22 protein-coding genes are annotated in these 15,570 nt (G+C 63.1%); 7 read left to right on the plus strand and 15 right to left on the minus strand.

The window, feature by feature from the left end; genetic code table 11:
- Positions 1-797: F0F1 ATP synthase subunit A (gene atpB, locus ABWP92_RS12015; RefSeq protein ID WP_353235619.1), on the minus strand; the 797-nt coding region annotated here is incomplete at its 3' end.
- A 27-nt stretch (positions 798-824) separates the two neighbouring features.
- Entirely contained in the window at positions 825-1,283 is a 459-nt protein-coding gene (locus tag ABWP92_RS12020) for an ATP synthase subunit I (protein WP_353235620.1), read from the minus strand.
- 285 nt (positions 1,284-1,568) lie between these two features.
- On the opposite strand from ABWP92_RS12020, the gene ABWP92_RS12025 reads away from it, so the two are divergent.
- The 3 genes from ABWP92_RS12025 to lipA are packed head-to-tail and all read left to right on the plus strand — an operon-like array spanning position 1,569 to position 3,562.
- Positions 1,569-1,865 (plus strand): HP0495 family protein, encoded by a 297-nt coding sequence (locus tag ABWP92_RS12025; RefSeq protein WP_353235621.1) that lies wholly within the window; start codon positions 1,569-1,571, stop codon positions 1,863-1,865.
- Positions 1,866-1,879: 14 nt separating this feature from the next.
- Complete coding sequence (gene lipB, locus ABWP92_RS12030) at positions 1,880-2,566, plus strand: lipoyl(octanoyl) transferase LipB (RefSeq protein WP_353235622.1); 687 nt, start codon at positions 1,880-1,882, stop codon at positions 2,564-2,566.
- A gap of 15 nt (positions 2,567-2,581) precedes the next feature.
- On the plus strand, positions 2,582-3,562 hold the full coding sequence (lipA, locus tag ABWP92_RS12035; protein WP_353235623.1) for a lipoyl synthase: 981 nt from the start codon (positions 2,582-2,584) through the stop codon (positions 3,560-3,562).
- A 42-nt stretch (positions 3,563-3,604) separates the two neighbouring features.
- Here lipA and norR read toward each other — a convergent pair whose 3' ends face one another.
- The gene (gene norR / locus ABWP92_RS12040; protein WP_353235624.1) at positions 3,605-5,218 is read right to left on the minus strand and encodes a nitric oxide reductase transcriptional regulator NorR; all 1,614 of its coding nucleotides are present in this window, start codon (positions 5,216-5,218) and stop codon (positions 3,605-3,607) included.
- 162 nt (positions 5,219-5,380) lie between these two features.
- Here norR and hmpA point away from each other — a divergent pair, with 162 nt between their 5' ends.
- Complete coding sequence (gene hmpA, locus ABWP92_RS12045) at positions 5,381-6,559, plus strand: NO-inducible flavohemoprotein (RefSeq protein ID WP_353235625.1); 1,179 nt, start codon at positions 5,381-5,383, stop codon at positions 6,557-6,559.
- A 34-nt stretch (positions 6,560-6,593) separates the two neighbouring features.
- Here the strand turns inward: hmpA and ptsP are convergent, their stop codons facing one another.
- The 4 genes from ptsP to ABWP92_RS12065 form a co-directional block, all read right to left on the minus strand.
- Entirely contained in the window at positions 6,594-8,354 is a 1,761-nt protein-coding gene (ptsP, locus tag ABWP92_RS12050; RefSeq protein ID WP_353235626.1) for a phosphoenolpyruvate--protein phosphotransferase, read from the minus strand.
- A 93-nt stretch (positions 8,355-8,447) separates the two neighbouring features.
- Positions 8,448-8,717 (minus strand): HPr family phosphocarrier protein, encoded by a 270-nt coding sequence (locus ABWP92_RS12055; RefSeq protein ID WP_353235627.1) that lies wholly within the window; start codon positions 8,715-8,717, stop codon positions 8,448-8,450.
- The gene (locus tag ABWP92_RS12060) at positions 8,689-9,141 is read right to left on the minus strand and encodes a PTS sugar transporter subunit IIA (protein ID WP_353235628.1); all 453 of its coding nucleotides are present in this window, start codon (positions 9,139-9,141) and stop codon (positions 8,689-8,691) included. Before ABWP92_RS12060 ends, ABWP92_RS12055 begins: the two co-directional genes overlap by 29 nt.
- Positions 9,142-9,248: 107 nt before the next feature.
- Positions 9,249-9,839, minus strand: a complete 591-nt coding sequence (locus ABWP92_RS12065; RefSeq protein ID WP_353235629.1) for a hypothetical protein — start codon at positions 9,837-9,839, stop codon at positions 9,249-9,251.
- 133 nt (positions 9,840-9,972) lie between these two features.
- Between ABWP92_RS12065 and ABWP92_RS12070 the strand changes: the two genes are divergently transcribed.
- A complete protein-coding gene (locus ABWP92_RS12070) occupies positions 9,973-10,476 on the plus strand; it encodes a peroxiredoxin family protein (RefSeq protein ID WP_353235630.1) in 504 nt (167 codons plus the stop codon).
- Positions 10,477-10,566: 90 nt separating this feature from the next.
- Here the strand turns inward: ABWP92_RS12070 and ABWP92_RS12075 are convergent, their stop codons facing one another.
- Complete coding sequence (locus ABWP92_RS12075) at positions 10,567-11,028, minus strand: c-type cytochrome (RefSeq protein ID WP_353235631.1); 462 nt, start codon at positions 11,026-11,028, stop codon at positions 10,567-10,569.
- A gap of 188 nt (positions 11,029-11,216) precedes the next feature.
- Here ABWP92_RS12075 and ABWP92_RS12080 point away from each other — a divergent pair, with 188 nt between their 5' ends.
- Both ABWP92_RS12080 and ABWP92_RS12085 read left to right on the plus strand, forming a co-directional pair.
- The gene (locus ABWP92_RS12080) at positions 11,217-11,873 is read left to right on the plus strand and encodes a cytochrome b/b6 domain-containing protein (protein ID WP_353235632.1); all 657 of its coding nucleotides are present in this window, start codon (positions 11,217-11,219) and stop codon (positions 11,871-11,873) included.
- A 178-nt stretch (positions 11,874-12,051) separates the two neighbouring features.
- The gene (locus ABWP92_RS12085; RefSeq protein ID WP_502907517.1) at positions 12,052-12,495 is read left to right on the plus strand and encodes a GNAT family N-acetyltransferase; all 444 of its coding nucleotides are present in this window, start codon (positions 12,052-12,054) and stop codon (positions 12,493-12,495) included.
- A 119-nt stretch (positions 12,496-12,614) separates the two neighbouring features.
- Here the strand turns inward: ABWP92_RS12085 and ABWP92_RS12090 are convergent, their stop codons facing one another.
- The 7 genes from ABWP92_RS12090 to ABWP92_RS12120 all read right to left on the minus strand — a co-directional run.
- A complete protein-coding gene (locus ABWP92_RS12090) occupies positions 12,615-13,121 on the minus strand; it encodes a peroxiredoxin (protein ID WP_353235634.1) in 507 nt (168 codons plus the stop codon).
- Positions 13,122-13,277: 156 nt separating this feature from the next.
- Positions 13,278-13,547: a 30S ribosomal protein S17 gene (rpsQ, locus tag ABWP92_RS12095; protein ID WP_353235635.1), complete on the minus strand. Its 270-nt coding sequence runs from the start codon at positions 13,545-13,547 to the stop codon at positions 13,278-13,280.
- 12 nt (positions 13,548-13,559) lie between these two features.
- On the minus strand, positions 13,560-13,757 hold the full coding sequence (gene rpmC / locus ABWP92_RS12100) for a 50S ribosomal protein L29 (RefSeq protein WP_353235636.1): 198 nt from the start codon (positions 13,755-13,757) through the stop codon (positions 13,560-13,562).
- Positions 13,758-13,773: 16 nt separating this feature from the next.
- Positions 13,774-14,190, minus strand: coding sequence for a 50S ribosomal protein L16 (gene rplP / locus ABWP92_RS12105; protein ID WP_353235637.1), 417 nt, complete (start codon positions 14,188-14,190; stop codon positions 13,774-13,776).
- Between the two features lie 2 nt (positions 14,191-14,192).
- The gene (gene rpsC / locus ABWP92_RS12110; RefSeq protein ID WP_353235638.1) at positions 14,193-15,056 is read right to left on the minus strand and encodes a 30S ribosomal protein S3; all 864 of its coding nucleotides are present in this window, start codon (positions 15,054-15,056) and stop codon (positions 14,193-14,195) included.
- Positions 15,057-15,072: 16 nt separating this feature from the next.
- Positions 15,073-15,405: a 50S ribosomal protein L22 gene (rplV, locus tag ABWP92_RS12115; RefSeq protein ID WP_021025597.1), complete on the minus strand. Its 333-nt coding sequence runs from the start codon at positions 15,403-15,405 to the stop codon at positions 15,073-15,075.
- A gap of 10 nt (positions 15,406-15,415) precedes the next feature.
- The coding region (locus ABWP92_RS12120) for a ribosomal protein S19 family protein (RefSeq protein WP_353235639.1) at positions 15,416-15,570 on the minus strand (155 nt) is incomplete at its 5' end.

Below are 15,570 nucleotides of genomic sequence, written 5' to 3' on the forward strand. Positions count from 1 at the left end.
GTGATGATCAGAATGTGGAAGATCGCCCAGATAGAGCCTGCAATGATGTGCCCCACGGGGAGCAACACACCAGAGAGCGACATAGCGGCTGCGCCACCCATCAGGGCAATCAGCATGAACACCAACTCACCAGCGTACATGTTGCCGAACAGTCGCATGCCATGCGACACGGTCTTGGCAACGTATTCAATGATCTGCATGAGCAGATTCACAACGCCCAGAATCAGGGCGAAGACAGGATTCTTGCTGGTACCGAAAGGCGCGGTCACCAATTCGTGAGCCCAGCCGCCCATGCCCTTGATCTTGATGCTGTAGATGAAGCACAGGATCAGCACGGCGCTGGACAGGCCCAGGGTCGTGGAGAGGTCGGCGGTCGGAACGACGCGCAGATAGGCGTGAGAGTCGCCTGTCGCGCCTTGCCACAGCAGGGGCAGCAGATCAACGGGCAGCAGGTCCATCGCGTTCATCAGGAAGATCCAGACGAACACGGTCAGAGCCAGCGGAGCGATGAACTTGCGCGACTGGGCATTGTGGATGTTGGCCTTGGCCTGGTTGTCCACCATTTCGACCAGCATCTCCACCGCCGCCTGGAAACGACCGGGCACGCCGGAGGTCGCCTTGCGCGCGGCAAGCCAGAAGAGGAACAAAAACACCGCTCCCAGGATCACACTGATCGCAATGGAATCCAGATTCACCACCGAGAAGTCGATGATGGACTTCTGCTTGATGTTTTGAAGATGCTGCAAGTGGTGAACGATGTATTCACTTGCTGTTGGTGCGTGCGCGTCTGCGGCCATCGGACAACTCTTCTCTCAATTAATCAATCAGTTTCGTGTACCCGGCCGCCACAACAGGGCAACCCAGTACGCCTTCATAGTGACAACCATGCCTGCCAGCAAAGCCAGCCAACTCACTCCCGGAACGACCCGGGGTGCAGCCGCCAGCATGGCCACCGTCAACAAAATCTTGACCAGTTCCCAGCCGAAGAGGCCCGCCATGGCCCCTCCTGCGGAGCCGCTTCGGCGAGCCAGGCCTCGTGCAAACACCAGCGAAGGCAGCACGACTGCCAACACCCCGTATGCCACCGAGAACACCACCTGTACCCTTGAAGACACCAGCCATGCCACCAGCACGGCCATCAACCCCACCAGCACCTGCGCCAAAACGATCCACCATATGGACAGCATCGGATGGCGGCGGCGCCACTCCTGCGCTTCCTGCGCAGACAGGGGCTTGAAATCGGAATCCTCATCCTCAGTTTCGATTTCAGGAACGCGCGTCATGTCGTTGTGATCCTTGGCTGACGTCCGCGTAACAGACCAAAACTTTCTACAAAGCTCTTGATTATAAATAGAAACCCGTATCTATCTCCAGAGCCCCCTGTGTTTATTACATTCACGGCGCCCAGCCCCGCCGAATGTAGTTCTCAACCAACGGCGTGTCGCCACGCGGCTTGCACCCGGGCGCTCCCTGAAGTAAGAGAGTGTAGCCAAGGCCCGCGCGGGCGGAGGCTTGAGATTGTGCATGTCGCCCTTACATCATGGTGACACCCCGTGCGAGTACACACCATGACGACACAAACCACCACACAAACCCCTGATCCACGCAAGGAATCCCTGATCGAATACCCCTCGAAGTTCCCCATCAAGGTCATGGGCGACGACGTGGAGGGTTTCGTGCACGCCGTCACGACGGTGGCCGAGCGCTTCGACCCCACCTTCGACGCGAGCACCATCGAGCTGCGCAACAGCAAGGGCGGCAAGTACCTGGGCGTGACCATCACCATCAACGCCACCAGCCGCGAGCAGCTGGACAACATCTATCGCGCGCTCACCTCGCACCCCATGGTCAAGGTCGTGCTCTGAGGCGCGCGATGGCCATGCTGGTTCGCCGACTCGGGCGGGTCGAGTACATCGACACCGCCCTTTCCATGCAGCGCTTCACCGAGGAGCGCACCACCGAAAGCCCGGACGAGCTGTGGCTGTGCGAGCACGAGGCCGTGTTCACGCAGGGCATTGCAGGCAAGACCGATCACCTGCTCGCGCCCGGCGGCATTCCCATCGTGCAGACCAACCGCGGCGGCCAGGTAACGTACCACGGCCCGGGCCAGGTCGTCGCCTATCCGCTGATCGATCTGCGCCGCCGCGGCTACTTCGTCAAGGAATACGTCTACCGGCTGGAAGAAGCCGTGATCCGCACGCTGGCGCATCTCGGCGTGGTCGGCCACCGCGTCGCGCATGCGCCCGGCGTGTATGTGCGGCTGGATGACCCGGGCAGCAACGCCATGCTCGCCCAGCGTCCGCAAAAGGGTCTTGCCCGGGACGATGCGCTGGATTTCACGGGACTGGGGAAAATTGCGGCACTGGGCATCAAGGTCTCGCAGCACTGCACCTACCACGGCGTGGCGCTCAACGTGAACATGGATCTGGAACCCTATACCCGAATCAACCCATGTGGCTATGCGGGGCTGAGGACGGTCGATCTTTCTACAATGGGCGTCAATGTCACCAGTGACGAGGCCGCCGAAGTTCTGACCGAGCAACTCCAACGCCGCCTCGCCCCCTGAAAGAGTCGAGCAGATATGAGCACTCCCGAAGTCGTGCGCGAAGCACAACCGGCGCAAGCCTACAACCCGCTGGCCAAGCAAAAAGCCGCCGCCAAGCTCGCGCGCATCCCGATCAAGGTCGAACAGGGCGAAGTCCTCAAGAAGCCCGATTGGATCCGCGTGAAGGCAGGCAGCCCCACGACGCGCTTCTATGAAATCAAGGACATCCTGCGCGAGAACAAGCTGCACACCGTCTGCGAGGAAGCCTCTTGCCCCAACATCGGCGAATGCTTCGGCAAGGGCACGGCCACGTTCATGATCATGGGCGACAAGTGCACGCGCCGCTGCCCGTTCTGCGACGTGGGCCATGGCCGCCCCGACCCGCTGGATGTGAACGAGCCGCTGAACCTGGCACGCACCATTGCCGCGCTGCGCCTGAAGTACGTGGTGATCACCAGCGTGGACCGCGACGACCTGCGCGACGGCGGCTCGGGCCACTTCGTCGAATGCATCAAGAACATCCGCGAGCTGTCCCCCCACACGCAGATCGAGATCCTCGTCCCCGATTTCCGGGGCCGCGATGACCGCGCGCTAGAAATCCTCAAGGCCGCGCCGCCCGACGTGATGAACCACAATCTCGAAACCGCGCCGCGCCTGTACAAGGAAGCTCGCCCGGGTTCGGACTACCAGTTCTCGCTGAACCTGCTCAAGAAGTTCAAGGCGCTGCATCCCAGCGTGCCGACCAAGAGCGGCATCATGGTGGGCCTTGGCGAAACCGACGAGGAAATCCTGCAGGTGATGCGCGACATGCGCGAGCACGACATCGACATGCTCACCATCGGCCAGTATCTCGCGCCATCCAACAGCCACCTGCCGGTGCGCCGCTACGTGCACCCCGACACGTTCAAGATGTTCGAGCAGGAAGCCTACAAGATGGGCTTCTCGCACGCCGCCGTGGGCGCCATGGTCCGATCCAGCTATCACGCCGATCAGCAGGCGCACGCCGCCGGCGTCTGATGGCCGGGCCCGCCGGGCCTTCCATCCCGAAAGCCGCGCCCGTCAGCGCGGCTTTTTCATGCCCGCCTGCACCCCAAGACGTCTCGCCAGGCGCTGCAGATTCGCCCGGTCCACCTGCAGCTCGCGCGCTGCCGCGGCCCAGCTTTCATCATTGCGCGCAAGACTCTGGGAGATCAGGTGGCGCTCATAGTTCTCGACCGCGATGCGCAGGCCACGCTGCTCCTCCCCGTGCAAGCTCCGGGGCGACAAGGCAGGCAATGCGCGAAACGGCGCCAGCTCGGGCCGCGCCGGCAGTTCCGCCCACAGGTCATGCACGCCCAGCGTCAGGATGCGCGGCCGATGCGCATGCCTTGAACCGCCGCCGCCCGGCGCGCGGCTCAGGGCCTTGAGCACCGCTCGGCTCACCAGATGCTCCAGTTCGCGCACATTCCCGGGCCAGCCATGCGTGAGCAGCGCCGCCTGCGCGTCGGCATCGAGCCTCAGCCCGCCCAGGCCCAGACGCGAGCGGTTCTCTTCCAGGAAGTACCCCGCGATCTGCAGCACGTCGCTGTCGCGTTCGCGCAGCGCGGGCACATGCAGCGGGTACACGCTCAGGCGGTGATAGAAGTCCGCGCGGATCCGGCCGGCCGCCACTTCTGCGGCAAGATCGCGGTTGGTGGCCGCGATGATGCGCACGTCCACATGATGCTCACGGTCCGAGCCCAGGCGCTGCAGTTGCCCACTTTGCAGCACGCGCAGCAGCTTGGCCTGCACCGACAGCGAAAGCTCGCCCACCTCATCCAGAAACAACGTGCCGCCGTGCGCCTGCTCGAACTTGCCGCGCCGCTCCGACAGCGCCCCCGTGAACGCTCCGCGCACGTGGCCAAAGAGTTCGCTCTCCACCAGGCTGTCCGGAAGCGCGGCGCAATTGATGCTGACCAGCGGCCGGCTCGCGCGGGCCGAACGCGCGTGCACAGCCTGCGCGACCAGCTCCTTGCCCACGCCGGTCTCGCCGGCGATCAACACCGTCAAGTCGCTCTCGGCCACCAGCGCGATATCGGCCTTCAGCTTCTGCATGACCGGGCTTTGCCCGATCAGGCTGCGCGGCGCGGATTCCTCATGCATCGGTGAACGCTGCACGCCCGCGAAGGCCGCGGACCGCGCCAGTTGGCTCACCCGCTCGGCCGTGCTCACGGTGGCCGAGGCAAGATTGCTGAAAGCCTGCAGCACCGCCAGCGAATGCGGATCGGACAGGCGCCCCTCGTCCAGCGCATCCAGCGTGAGCAGGCCCCAGGCCGCGCCGCCGACCTGCAGCACGCAGCCCATGCAGTCATGCACGTGCAAGGGCCCGCTCGATGGAGCGATGAGCCCGTCATAGGGATCGGGCAGACCGCTGTCGGGTGCGAAGCGCATGGCCTGGCCCGCGGCCATCAACTGCGCGAAACGCGGATGCTCCGCGATGCGAAAACGCCGCCCCAGCGCATCGGGAACCAGCCCATCAATCGCGAGCGGCCGCAGCCATTCGCCGTCCTCCAGCCGCAGCAGCGCCACGGCGTCCGCCGGAAGCACCGTGCGCAATGCCGCCAGCAGGCGGCGCAGGCGTTCGCGTTCGGGAAGCTCCAGCGCCAGATCGGCGACCAGGGGAATGAGTGCGTGCAAGGTGGCAGAAATAGTCAATCCGACTCCTATCGCAGTCAAAACGACGCGATTTGATAAATGTCATATTGACGCATGTTTTTGCAAACCTTTGTCGCTCAACGGTTTTGGCGCTGGCACGTGATTTGCCATTGAGAACGCAGTTCATTCCCAACGCATCCCGCATACAAGGAGTTCTCCCCGATGCTGACCGAGCAACAAAAAGCCATTGTCCGTTCCACCGTTCCCCTGCTCGAGACCGGCGGCGAGGCGCTGACCTCGCATTTCTACAAGATCATGCTCGGCGAGCACCCCGAGGTGCGCCCGCTGTTCAATTCCGCCCACCAGCAAAGCGGAGCCCAGCCGCGCGCGCTGGCGCACAGCGTGCTCATGTACGCCAAGAACATCGACCGCCTGGAGGCGCTGGGCAACCTGCCGGCGCAGATCATCAACAAGCACGTGGCGCTGCAGGTGCAGCCCGAGCACTACCCCATCGTCGGCGGCTGCCTGCTGCGCGCGATCCGCGAAGTGCTGGGCGCCGACATCGCCACCGACGAGGTGCTGGCCGCCTGGGGCGCGGCATACCAGCAGCTGGCCGACATCCTGATCGGCGCCGAGGCCCAGGCCTATGACCGCAACGCCGCCATCGAAGGCGGCTGGCGCGGCGAGCGCGCGTTCATCGTGCAAAAGAAGGTGCAGGAAAGCAGCGAGATCACCTCGTTCCACCTCGTTCCCGCGGATGGCGGCAAGGTCATGGCGCACGAGCCCGGCCAGTACATCGGCCTGCGCCTGCTCATCGACGGGCAGGAACAGCGCCGCAACTATTCAATCTCCGCGCCCAGCAACGGCCAGCACCTGCGCATCAGCGTCAAGCGCGAGCCCGGCGGCAAGGCGTCGAACCATCTGCATGACAATGTGCGCGAAGGCGATACGCTGAAGGTCTTCCCGCCCGCCGGCAATTTCACGCTCAAGGAAGGCGACAGGCCGCTCGTGCTGATCAGCGGCGGCGTGGGCATCACGCCCACGCTGCCCATGCTGGCCGCGGCGCTGCAGGGTGAACGTCCGGTCACCTTCATCCACTGCGCGCGCGAACGCAGCGTGCATGCATTCCGCGACCAGATCGACGCGCTCGCGCAAAAGCATCCGCAGCTCACGCGCCGCTATTGCTACGACCACGCCGCACCTGGTGACGATGTGGACGCGCAAGGCCTGCTCACGTCCGAGCAACTGGGCGCATGGCTGCCCGAGTCGCGCGACGCCGATGTGTACTTCCTCGGCCCACGCGGATTCATGCGCTCCGTGAAGCAGTCACTCAAGCAGCTGGGCCTGCCGGACGATCAGGTGCACTACGAATTCTTCGGCCCCGCCGAAGCGCTCGCCTGAGATAAAAGCCTCGGCCGGGCGCCTGCGCCGGCGCCTAGGCCGAGGCCGTGGATATCTGCGGTTCGTCCAGATCAAGGATCTGCCCGGACCATTCAGAGAGCTTGCGCGTATCGGAGCGCAGGATCTCCTGCTTGACCGCGAGAATCTGCGCCGGATGCATCGAGAAGCTGCGAAGGCCGAAGCCGAGCAGCAGCCGCGTCATCGTCACATCGCCGCCCATCTCGCCGCATACGCAGACTTCCTTGCCGGCCTCATTGGCGGCGTGGATCACGTCGGCCACCAGGCGCAGCACCGCCGGGTGCATCGGATCGAAAAGATGCGCCACCGCTTCGTCCGCGCGGTCGATGGCGAGCGTGTACTGCACCAGATCGTTGGTGCCGATGGAGACGAAATCGAAATGCTTGAGGAAGCTGCGGATCATCAGTGCCGCGGCGGGCACCTCGATCATCGCGCCCACGCGCAGCGCTCCGCAGGGCACGCCGCGCGCTTCGAGCTCCGAGCGCGCCAGATCCAGCTGCGCGAGCGTCTGCCGGATTTCCCCCACGCTCGAGAGCATGGGAAACAGCAGGTTCACCCTGCCGTGCACCGCCGCGCGCAGCACGGCGCGCAATTGCGTGCGGAACATGGCCGTGTCCGCAAGGCTCCAGCGAATGGCGCGCAGGCCCAGCGCCGGATTGAGCGAACTGCCGTCACGGTGCGCCTTGTCCAGCGGCTTGTCGGCGCCGATGTCGATCGTGCGCAGCGTCACCGGCAAGCCGTTCATGCGCTCGAGCACCTCGCGATAGACGGCATATTGCTCGTCCTCGTCCGGCAGCTTGCCCGCGCGTCCCATGAAAAGGAATTCCGTGCGGAACAATCCCACGCCCACCGCGCCCGCCTGCACGGCGCCATCGCAATCGGCGGGCCGCTCGATGTTGGCCATGAGATCGACCGGCTGGCCGTCCAGCGTCACCGCGGGCGTGTGGCGCAGGCGGGACAGCCGCTCGCGCTCCAGCGTGACCTGGCGGCGGCGAAAGCCGTATTCCTCCAGGATGATCGGCGAAGGGTTGACGATGACGACGCCGGCATCGCCGTCGATCACCACCCAGTCATCCTGGCGCACCAGCTGGCTGGCGCTGCGGGCTCCGACGACGGCCGGAATGTCCATGCTGCGCGCGACGATGGCCGTATGCGAGGTCTTGCCGCCCACGTCCGTCACGAAGCCGGCGAACACGCTGCTCTTGAACTGCAGCATGTCGGCGGGCGACAGATCGTTCGCGATCAGCACCAGCGGGTCTTCGGTGAACTCCTCGCCCAGGCCCGGCAGCGTGTCCTGCGCGCGTCTGGGGCTGGCTGGGGGAGCCACCGGACTGGCCACGCCGCGCATGTAGCGGATCACGCGCTCGACCACCTGCTCCAGATCGGCCTTGCGCTCGCGCAGGTACTCGTCCTCCATCTCGTCGAATTGCCTCGTGATGAGTTCAAGCTGCGTGGTGAGCGCCCATTCGGCGTTGTACAGGCGCTCCGAAATCCAGCGCCTGACGCCGTTTTCCAGCACCTCGTCCTGCAGCAGCATGAGGTGCACGTCGAGCAGCGCATCCAGCTCGTGCGGCGCGTCCGCCGGCAAGTCCTCCTGCATGCGGCGCAGCTCCTCGGCCACCACGTCGCGCCCGCTGCGAAAACGCCGGATCTCATCATCGATCTGATCCGCCTCGATGAAATAGTGCACCACCTCCATCCGGCTCGAGGCCGCGATGACGGCCCGCCCGATGGCGATTCCAGGAGCCACGGCCAATCCATGTATTGCGAACGTCATGGTCGTCTAGCCTCCATTTCCTGCCCCTGCGCTCATGCCAAGCCCATGCGGCATCTTTTCAACTGAATGGCGTATCCGCGCGTGTGCGGACCGTCACTCTCCTTCACCGAATTTGTCATCGATCAGGGCCACCAGCGCATTCATCGCCTGCTCTTCCTGCTCGCCATCGGTCTCCAGTTCGATCTCGGTGCCTATGCCTGCCGCCAGCATCATGACGCCCATGATGCTCTTGGCGTTCACGCGGCGCTCGCCGCGCGTGATCCACACGTCGCAAGGGCAGCCGCCCGCGAGTTTGGTCAACTTTGCGGACGCGCGCGCATGCAGGCCCAGCTTGTTACTGATGATGATTTTTTTCTTGATCATGAGAGGAACGGGCCATTCGAATCTGATTTTGGGGTGCCGTTGGCGCAACCTGCATCACGCCCTGCGTGCCGCCCACCAATGCGCGCGACAGCAGCGATTCCAGTTCCTCGCCGCGATAGCACACGGCCCGCAGCAGCATCGGCAGATTCACCCCGCACAGCAGCCGGGTGCGCGCGCCGTCCGTGGCGATACGCTGCGCCACGTTGCAAGGCGTGGCGCCGAATACGTCGGTGAGCATCAGCACCTGCCCCGGCTGCCGCTCGAGCAGCGCCTGGGCCGCGGCCTGGGTTTCCTCGGGCGGCTCGTCGGGAGGCACGTCAAGCGCGAGCACCTCCTCGGCGCATTCGGGAAACACATGCAGCGCGCACTCGCGCAGCGCGTGGGCCAGCGGTGCGTGGGCGATGATGAGGATATGCGTATTCATGGACTTGAGGAATCAGGTCCTCATTATGGCTTCTCCCCGCCGGGCAGCGGATGAGGCGCGCGGATGGCCTGCGCCATCCTTGATTTCACCGTGCGGGCCGTCCGCCCTCACTGCAAGGCGATGGACCCGAGGAAACTGTCGGCGGTCCGGTCGTCGCGCGTGGGCGCATACATCACGGCATGCACCAGTTGCACGGACGTCCCATCGATCCTGGCAAACCAGACCGCATCCACCCACAGCCTGCGGCCGTCCGGCCCGACGGCCTCTTCCTTCATGCGGATCGACTGCGGTACGTCGAGCGCGCCCTTGCGCAGGAAAGGCTGCTCGGCGGGCCCCTTGCCGGGCTCCACCGCGGGCAGTTGCAGTTGCCTTCGCACCGCGTCATGCCAGAGCGTCAACGTGGACGCCACTTGCGAGGGGTCCTTCAGCGTCATGTAGGACAGCGCGAACAGGCTGCCACGCGCCGCGCAGCCCACCATGGCGATATCGACCCTGTCCGCCCCCATCTCCACGCTGCGCTGGCCCGCATCGGGCTTGCAGGGCAGCGACACGGACAGGCGGGCCTTTTCCACCGGCACGCTGCGCCAGTCGTAGGCGGGACTGCAGCCCACCAGCGCGGCGGCGACCATGGCGGCAGCGGCAGCCTGCGCCACCCGGTGAAGCAGGCTGAGCCGCCCGGACATGCTGTTGATCTCCATCCGCCCATTATCCGAGGAGCATCGAAAACAGAAGGAAGACCGTATATAAGGAGAAACTTTTTGCGGACAGGAGAATCGATCTGGAAGCCATCCGCCGCCTGCGGCACAATGGCGAATCAGCAGGAAGCTTGACATGAATTTGAAGAAGTGGCTCGCCACCGCCATGGTCGTGGCATTTGTCGGCGTGGGCGCCTGGGTATTTCTCGGGACCGGCACGTCGCCCGCACCGCAGTCCACATTCGTTCTGCTCGATGGCAGCACCAGGACGACCGAGCAGATGAAGGGCAAGGTCACGCTGGTCAATTTCTGGGCCACCAGTTGCACGACCTGCGTGGCGGAGATGCCCGAGATCATCGCCACGCATGAAAAGTACAAATCCAAGGGCTTCGACACGCTCGCCGTGGCCATGAGCTATGACCCGCCCGCCTACGTGGTGAACTTCGCCGAATCCCGCAAGCTGCCCTTCCAGGTGGCGATCGACAATACGGGCGCCAATGCCAAGGCCTGGGGCGACGTGCAGCTCACGCCCTCCACCTTCATCGTGGACAAGCAGGGCAAGATCGTCAAATCCTTCGTCGGCGCCCCCGACTTTGCCGAGCTGCACAAGCTGATCGAGAAGCTGCTCGCCGAGGCCTGACGCCGCCCGCCCCCAAAACGACAGAGGCCGGCTTCCCGCGCGGGAGCCGGCCTCTTGCTTTTTCCTCAGGCGTTCAGCAAAAACGCATGCTTACTTGCTGCGATACGCGTCGTGGCAGGACTTGCAGGTATTGGCGGTGGGGCCAAAAGCGGCTTTCAGCGCCTCCAGCGTGCCGGTCTTGGCGGCGGCGGCAAGCTTGGCGGACTCGGCTTCGAACTTGTCCGCATGCTCCTTGAACTTCTCGGGCTCGAGCCAGATGTCCGGCTTGGACTTGTTCGGCGCGCCCTTTTCGGTGCCCGGACCAAAGCCCGCCCATGGCAGCTTCGCCATGTAGGCCACGACGTCGGCATTTTCCTGCGCGGCCTTGGCATCGAAGGGAATCTTGCCCTGAGCCATCCCGCCCAGGCGGGAGAAATGCTGCCCCAGCACGAACAGCGAGCCCTGGCGGTACTTGATGGCATCTTCGGGTTTCGCAAATTGCGCAGATGCGGGCATTGACAACAGCGCGCCGGCCGACAGGGCCGTGACCATGGCAAGAGCTTTGACGTTCATGGGGCAACCTTTCTTTGAATTGGTAAATGCAAAAGTAATAGCGGGCACTGGATCAGATCAAGCTATTGGTTCGGTTTTAACCACCACATCGGCCTGTTTGCCCTCTATCATCGGTCATTGTGTACGCATCCCGCGGGAAACGCACAATAATCGCGCCTCTTTTCAATCTCGATCATAGACAAGACGCCATGCCTAAAACTTCCGTCCGCATATGGGATCTGCCCACACGCCTCTTTCACTGGATTCTGGCGGCCTGTGTCATCGCGCTGGTGGTGAGCGCCAAGATGAACGCCATGGACTGCCACTTCCTCCTGGGATACGCGGTGCTGGCCTTGCTGCTGTTTCGCCTGGTGTGGGGCGTCTTCGGCGGATACTGGTCGCGCTTTGCAAGCTTCATGTACACGCCCGCGCAATTCGCCCGCTACCTGAGCGGCAAGGAGGACCACGGCGCCGGCCACTCCCCCATGGGCGCGCTCTCGGTGCTGGCCCTGCTGGCGGTGCTCTGCCTGCAGGTGGCGAGCGGCCTGATGAGCGACGACGAGATTTCCGTCTCCGGCCCCCTCACCAGGTTCGTCTCGGGCGAATGGGTCAGCACGGCGACCTGGTGGCACGCCAGGCTTGGGCAGTACCTGCTCTACGCGCTGGTCGCCCTGCACGTGCTGGCCATCGCCATCTATGCGCTTCGCGGCAAGAAACTCGTGGGCCCGATGATCACCGGCGACAAGCAGCTGCCGCCTGAAACCCGCGCCTCGCGGGACAGCGTGGCGACGCGTCTGGCGGCCCTGGTGCTCATGGCCTGCGCCGCCGGCGTAGGCTGGTGGGTATCCACCTTAGGGTCATTCTGAAATGGCCGATGAAGCAGGTACGACTACACTGGGACATCGCCGTTATGTGCCTGAGGCTCGACTGCCTGCGGTCTGCGGAACACGCAGCACCCGCGGCAAGCCGCTTTCCTGCCCTTGATTGCCTGTGGACAACCCTTCGCACTCCATTACCCTGAGCACTCCCACGCAACTCCACGAGATGGATCTGGTGCGTGAAATCTTCCGTGAATATGCCGCCTCGCTGGACATTGACCTCTCGTTCCAGGACTTCGATGAAGAGTTGAGCACGCTGCCCGGAGAATATGCCACGCCGCGCGGCCAGATCCTGCTGGCCTTCGTGGACGGAAACCTCGCTGGCTGCTGCGCGCTCAGGCCGCTGGATACGGTCGACTACACCAATTCCGCCGAGATGAAGCGCCTGTACGTGCGCAAGGCGTTCCGAGGCTTCGGGCTTGGCCGCCAACTCGTGGAAGGCATTCTGGATACCGCCCGTCTTTGCGGCTATACGTCCGTGCTGCTCGACACGCTGGACGGCATGGAGTCCGCCAGGGCCTTGTACACGGATCTGGGCTTCGAGGAAATCCCGCCCTACTACCACAATCCGCTGGCTGGCTCCCACTATCTCAAGGTCGATCTGGACTGACCGGCCCTGCCGGACGCAGCAAGAGACGGGGCAACGGGAAGAAAAAAAGCCGCCACACCGTGAGGTGGAGCGGCTTTGGCATTGTGCATCCGCCATCAAGGGCCGATGCGGGGCGGGCTTCAGGCCCTGGCCTGCTTGAGCAGGGTATCGGCGTCGCTCACCTCGAACTTGCCCGGGCCTTCCACATTCAGGGTCACGACCTTGCCGTCCTTGACCAGCATGGAATAACGGTTGCTGCGAAGGCCCAGGCCCTTGCCGTTCAGGTCCAGCGTCAGGCCCGCTGCCTTGGCGAAAGCGGCATCGCCATCCGCCAGCATGCGCACCTTGCCGTCGGTCTTCTGGTCACGCGCCCATGCGCCCATCACGAACGCATCGTTCACGGCCAGGCACCAGATTTCATCCACGCCGGCAGCCTTGAGTTCGGCCGCTTTTTCCACGTAGCCGGGAACATGCTTTGCGGAGCAGGTGGGCGTGAATGCGCCGGGCACGGCAAAGAGCGCAATCGTCTTGCCGGCGGCGGCTTTCTGGACATCGACGGCGTTGGGGCCGAGGCTGCAGCCATTGCCTTCGACTTCGGAATACTCCATCAGCGTGGTTGCGGGAAGGGTGTCACCAACTTTGATCATGGCTTGTTGCTCCTGTTGAGATGAATGGAAAGGTGCCAGCAGCGAAAGTGAGGCGCGCGGATACGCCACCACACCTGACTGCCGAGCCCAAAAACAAAAACGACCCACATTGTGGGTCGTTTCGTCAGGCCTTGCAGCCGGTGAAGCCTTTAAGGCTTACACGATTGCAGCCTTTTGCACCAAGCGGGTGGCAACCCAGTTCTTGGTCTTGGACAGCGGGCGGCTTTCCGTGATTTCGATGGTGTCACCCATCTTGTACTCACCCTTTTCGTCGTGCGCGTGGTACTTGCTCGACTTGATCATGATCTTGTCATAGATCGGGTGCTTCACGCGGCGCTCAACGAGCACCGTCACGGTCTTCTCACGCTTGTCGCTCACCACCTTGCCAATCAAGGTGCGCTTGAGGGATTTTTTAGCTTCCGTCATGTCGGCTCCTGATTACTTGGCGGCTTGCTTTTCAGCAAGAATGGTCTTCGCACGGGCGATGTCACGGCGCGTGTTGCGCAGCGTGGTGGTATTGCCCAATTGTTGCGTAGCCTTTTGCATGCGCAGGCCAAAGTGCGCCTTTTGCAGGGCTTTCACTTCGGCTTCGAGGCCAGCTACGTCTTTTTGGCGGAGTTCAGCAGATTTAGTCATTTCTCATATCTCCTGATCAAGCACCAATTTGACGTGTCACGAACGTCGTGCGCAGCGGCAGCTTGGCAGCGGCCAGGCGGAACGCTTCACGAGCCAGCTCTTCAGGCACGCCCACGATTTCGTAGAGCACCTTGCCGGGCTGGATCTCGGCCACGTAATACTCCGGATTACCCTTACCGTTACCCATACGGACTTCGGCAGGCTTCGTGGAGATTGGCTTGTCGGGGAACACACGGATCCAGATACGGCCACCGCGCTTGACGTGGCGAGAGATCGCACGGCGAGCGGCTTCGATCTGGCGGGCCGTCAGACGGCCACGGTCCGTGGACTTCAAACCGAAATCGCCGAAGGCAACGGAGTTGCCGCGTGTGGCGATACCGGTGTTGCGGCCTTTTTGTTCCTTACGGAACTTGCGGCGTGCAGGTTGCAGCATCTTTATTCTCCTTTACCGTCCGCTGCTGTAGCGGGCGCGTCAGTCTTGCGAACGCGCTTAACGGAATCGGCACCAGCGCCGGCAGGCTTGTCGCTACCGTCTGCAGGAGCCACATTACCACCAGCGGCACGACGTGGACCACGCGATGGACGATCGCCATTGCGGTTGTCACGGCGTGGGCCGCGTGGACGGCGCTCTTCTTCAGGACGTGGCGTTTCTGCGGCTGGCAGATCGTTACGACCCAGAGTGTCACCCTTGTAGACCCACACCTTCACGCCGATCACACCATAGGTGGTCTTGGCTTCGGAGGTGCCGTAATCGATGTCGGCGCGCAGGGTGTGCAGTGGCACACGGCCTTCGCGGTACCACTCGGTACGTGCGATTTCGATACCGTTCAGACGGCCGGACGACATGATCTTGATGCCCTGGGCACCCAGACGCATGGCGTTCTGCATGGCACGCTTCATGGCGCGACGGAACATGATGCGCTTTTCGAGCTGCTGGGTGATCGAGTCGGCGATCAGCTTGGCATCGATTTCAGGCTTGCGCACTTCTTCGATGTTCACAGCCACGGGCACGCCCAGGCGAGCAGCGAGTTCCTTCTTCAGGGCCTCGATGTCTTCACCCTTCTTGCCGATCACCACACCAGGACGAGCCGAGTAAATGGTGATACGGGCGTTCTTGGCAGGACGCTCGATCAGAACGCGTGCCACGGCAGCGTTCTTCAGCTTCTCTTTCAGGTACTCACGAACCTTGATGTCTTCGGCCAGCATGCCGGCGAAGTCACGGTTGCTTGCGTACCAGCGGCTAGCCCAGTTGCGGCTCACCGCCAGACGGAAGCCGGTAGGATGGATTTTCTGTCCCATATTCTTCCTTTAGGCCTCAGTTACCCACGGTCACATAAATGTGGCAGGTAGGCTTGCTGATGCGGTTGCCGCGGCCCTTGGCGCGAGCGGTAAAACGCTTGAGCGTCGTGCCCTGCTCGACGAAGATGGTCTTGACCTTCAATTCATCGATGTCAGCGCCGTCGTTGTGCTCAGCGTTGGCGATAGCGGACTCCAGAACCTTCTTGACGATCACAGCAGCTTTTTTCTGCGTGAACTCGAGAATGTTCAGAGCTTGGTCAACCTTCTTGCCGCGAATCAGATCCGCAACCAGACGGCCTTTGTCAACCGACAGGCGAACGCCGCGGAGGACTGCACGTGTTTCAGACATGGTCTACTCCTTACTTCTTCGCTTTTTTATCAGCTGGGTGACCCTTGAAGGTGCGCGTCAGGGCGAATTCGCCCAGCTTGTGGCCCACCATCTGGTCGGTAACGTAGACCGGCACGTGCTGCTTGCCGTTGTGCACGGCAATGGTCAGACCGATGAACTCGGGCA

Origin of the sequence: Diaphorobacter ruginosibacter, from assembly GCF_040396215.1 — a bacterium.
Lineage (GTDB): Bacteria > Pseudomonadota > Gammaproteobacteria > Burkholderiales > Burkholderiaceae_C > Diaphorobacter_A > Diaphorobacter_A ruginosibacter_A.

Excerpts from the sequence above, each read along its gene's own strand:
- ABWP92_RS12025 (WP_353235621.1), top strand. The coding sequence starts at position 1,569 with ATGACGACACAAACCACCACACAAACCCCTGATCCACGCAAGGAATCC.
- ABWP92_RS12085 (WP_502907517.1), top strand. The coding sequence starts at position 12,052 with ATGGATCTGGTGCGTGAAATCTTCCGTGAATATGCCGCCTCGCTGGAC.
- ABWP92_RS12070 (WP_353235630.1), top strand. The coding sequence starts at position 9,973 with ATGAATTTGAAGAAGTGGCTCGCCACCGCCATGGTCGTGGCATTTGTC.
- rplV (WP_021025597.1), bottom strand. The coding sequence starts at position 15,405 with ATGTCTGAAACACGTGCAGTCCTCCGCGGCGTTCGCCTGTCGGTTGAC.
- ptsP (WP_353235626.1), bottom strand. The coding sequence starts at position 8,354 with ATGACGTTCGCAATACATGGATTGGCCGTGGCTCCTGGAATCGCCATC.
- ABWP92_RS12090 (WP_353235634.1), bottom strand. The coding sequence starts at position 13,121 with ATGATCAAAGTTGGTGACACCCTTCCCGCAACCACGCTGATGGAGTAT.
- ABWP92_RS12065 (WP_353235629.1), bottom strand. The coding sequence starts at position 9,839 with ATGGAGATCAACAGCATGTCCGGGCGGCTCAGCCTGCTTCACCGGGTG.
- lipA (WP_353235623.1), top strand. The coding sequence starts at position 2,582 with ATGAGCACTCCCGAAGTCGTGCGCGAAGCACAACCGGCGCAAGCCTAC.
- ABWP92_RS12075 (WP_353235631.1), bottom strand. The coding sequence starts at position 11,028 with ATGAACGTCAAAGCTCTTGCCATGGTCACGGCCCTGTCGGCCGGCGCG.
- ABWP92_RS12080 (WP_353235632.1), top strand. The coding sequence starts at position 11,217 with ATGCCTAAAACTTCCGTCCGCATATGGGATCTGCCCACACGCCTCTTT.
- rpsC (WP_353235638.1), bottom strand. The coding sequence starts at position 15,056 with ATGGGACAGAAAATCCATCCTACCGGCTTCCGTCTGGCGGTGAGCCGC.
- rpmC (WP_353235636.1), bottom strand. The coding sequence starts at position 13,757 with ATGACTAAATCTGCTGAACTCCGCCAAAAAGACGTAGCTGGCCTCGAA.
- ABWP92_RS12020 (WP_353235620.1), bottom strand. The coding sequence starts at position 1,283 with ATGACGCGCGTTCCTGAAATCGAAACTGAGGATGAGGATTCCGATTTC.
- rpsQ (WP_353235635.1), bottom strand. The coding sequence starts at position 13,547 with ATGACGGAAGCTAAAAAATCCCTCAAGCGCACCTTGATTGGCAAGGTG.
- hmpA (WP_353235625.1), top strand. The coding sequence starts at position 5,381 with ATGCTGACCGAGCAACAAAAAGCCATTGTCCGTTCCACCGTTCCCCTG.
- ABWP92_RS12060 (WP_353235628.1), bottom strand. The coding sequence starts at position 9,141 with ATGAATACGCATATCCTCATCATCGCCCACGCACCGCTGGCCCACGCG.
- rplP (WP_353235637.1), bottom strand. The coding sequence starts at position 14,190 with ATGCTGCAACCTGCACGCCGCAAGTTCCGTAAGGAACAAAAAGGCCGC.
- ABWP92_RS12055 (WP_353235627.1), bottom strand. The coding sequence starts at position 8,717 with ATGATCAAGAAAAAAATCATCATCAGTAACAAGCTGGGCCTGCATGCG.
- lipB (WP_353235622.1), top strand. The coding sequence starts at position 1,880 with ATGCTGGTTCGCCGACTCGGGCGGGTCGAGTACATCGACACCGCCCTT.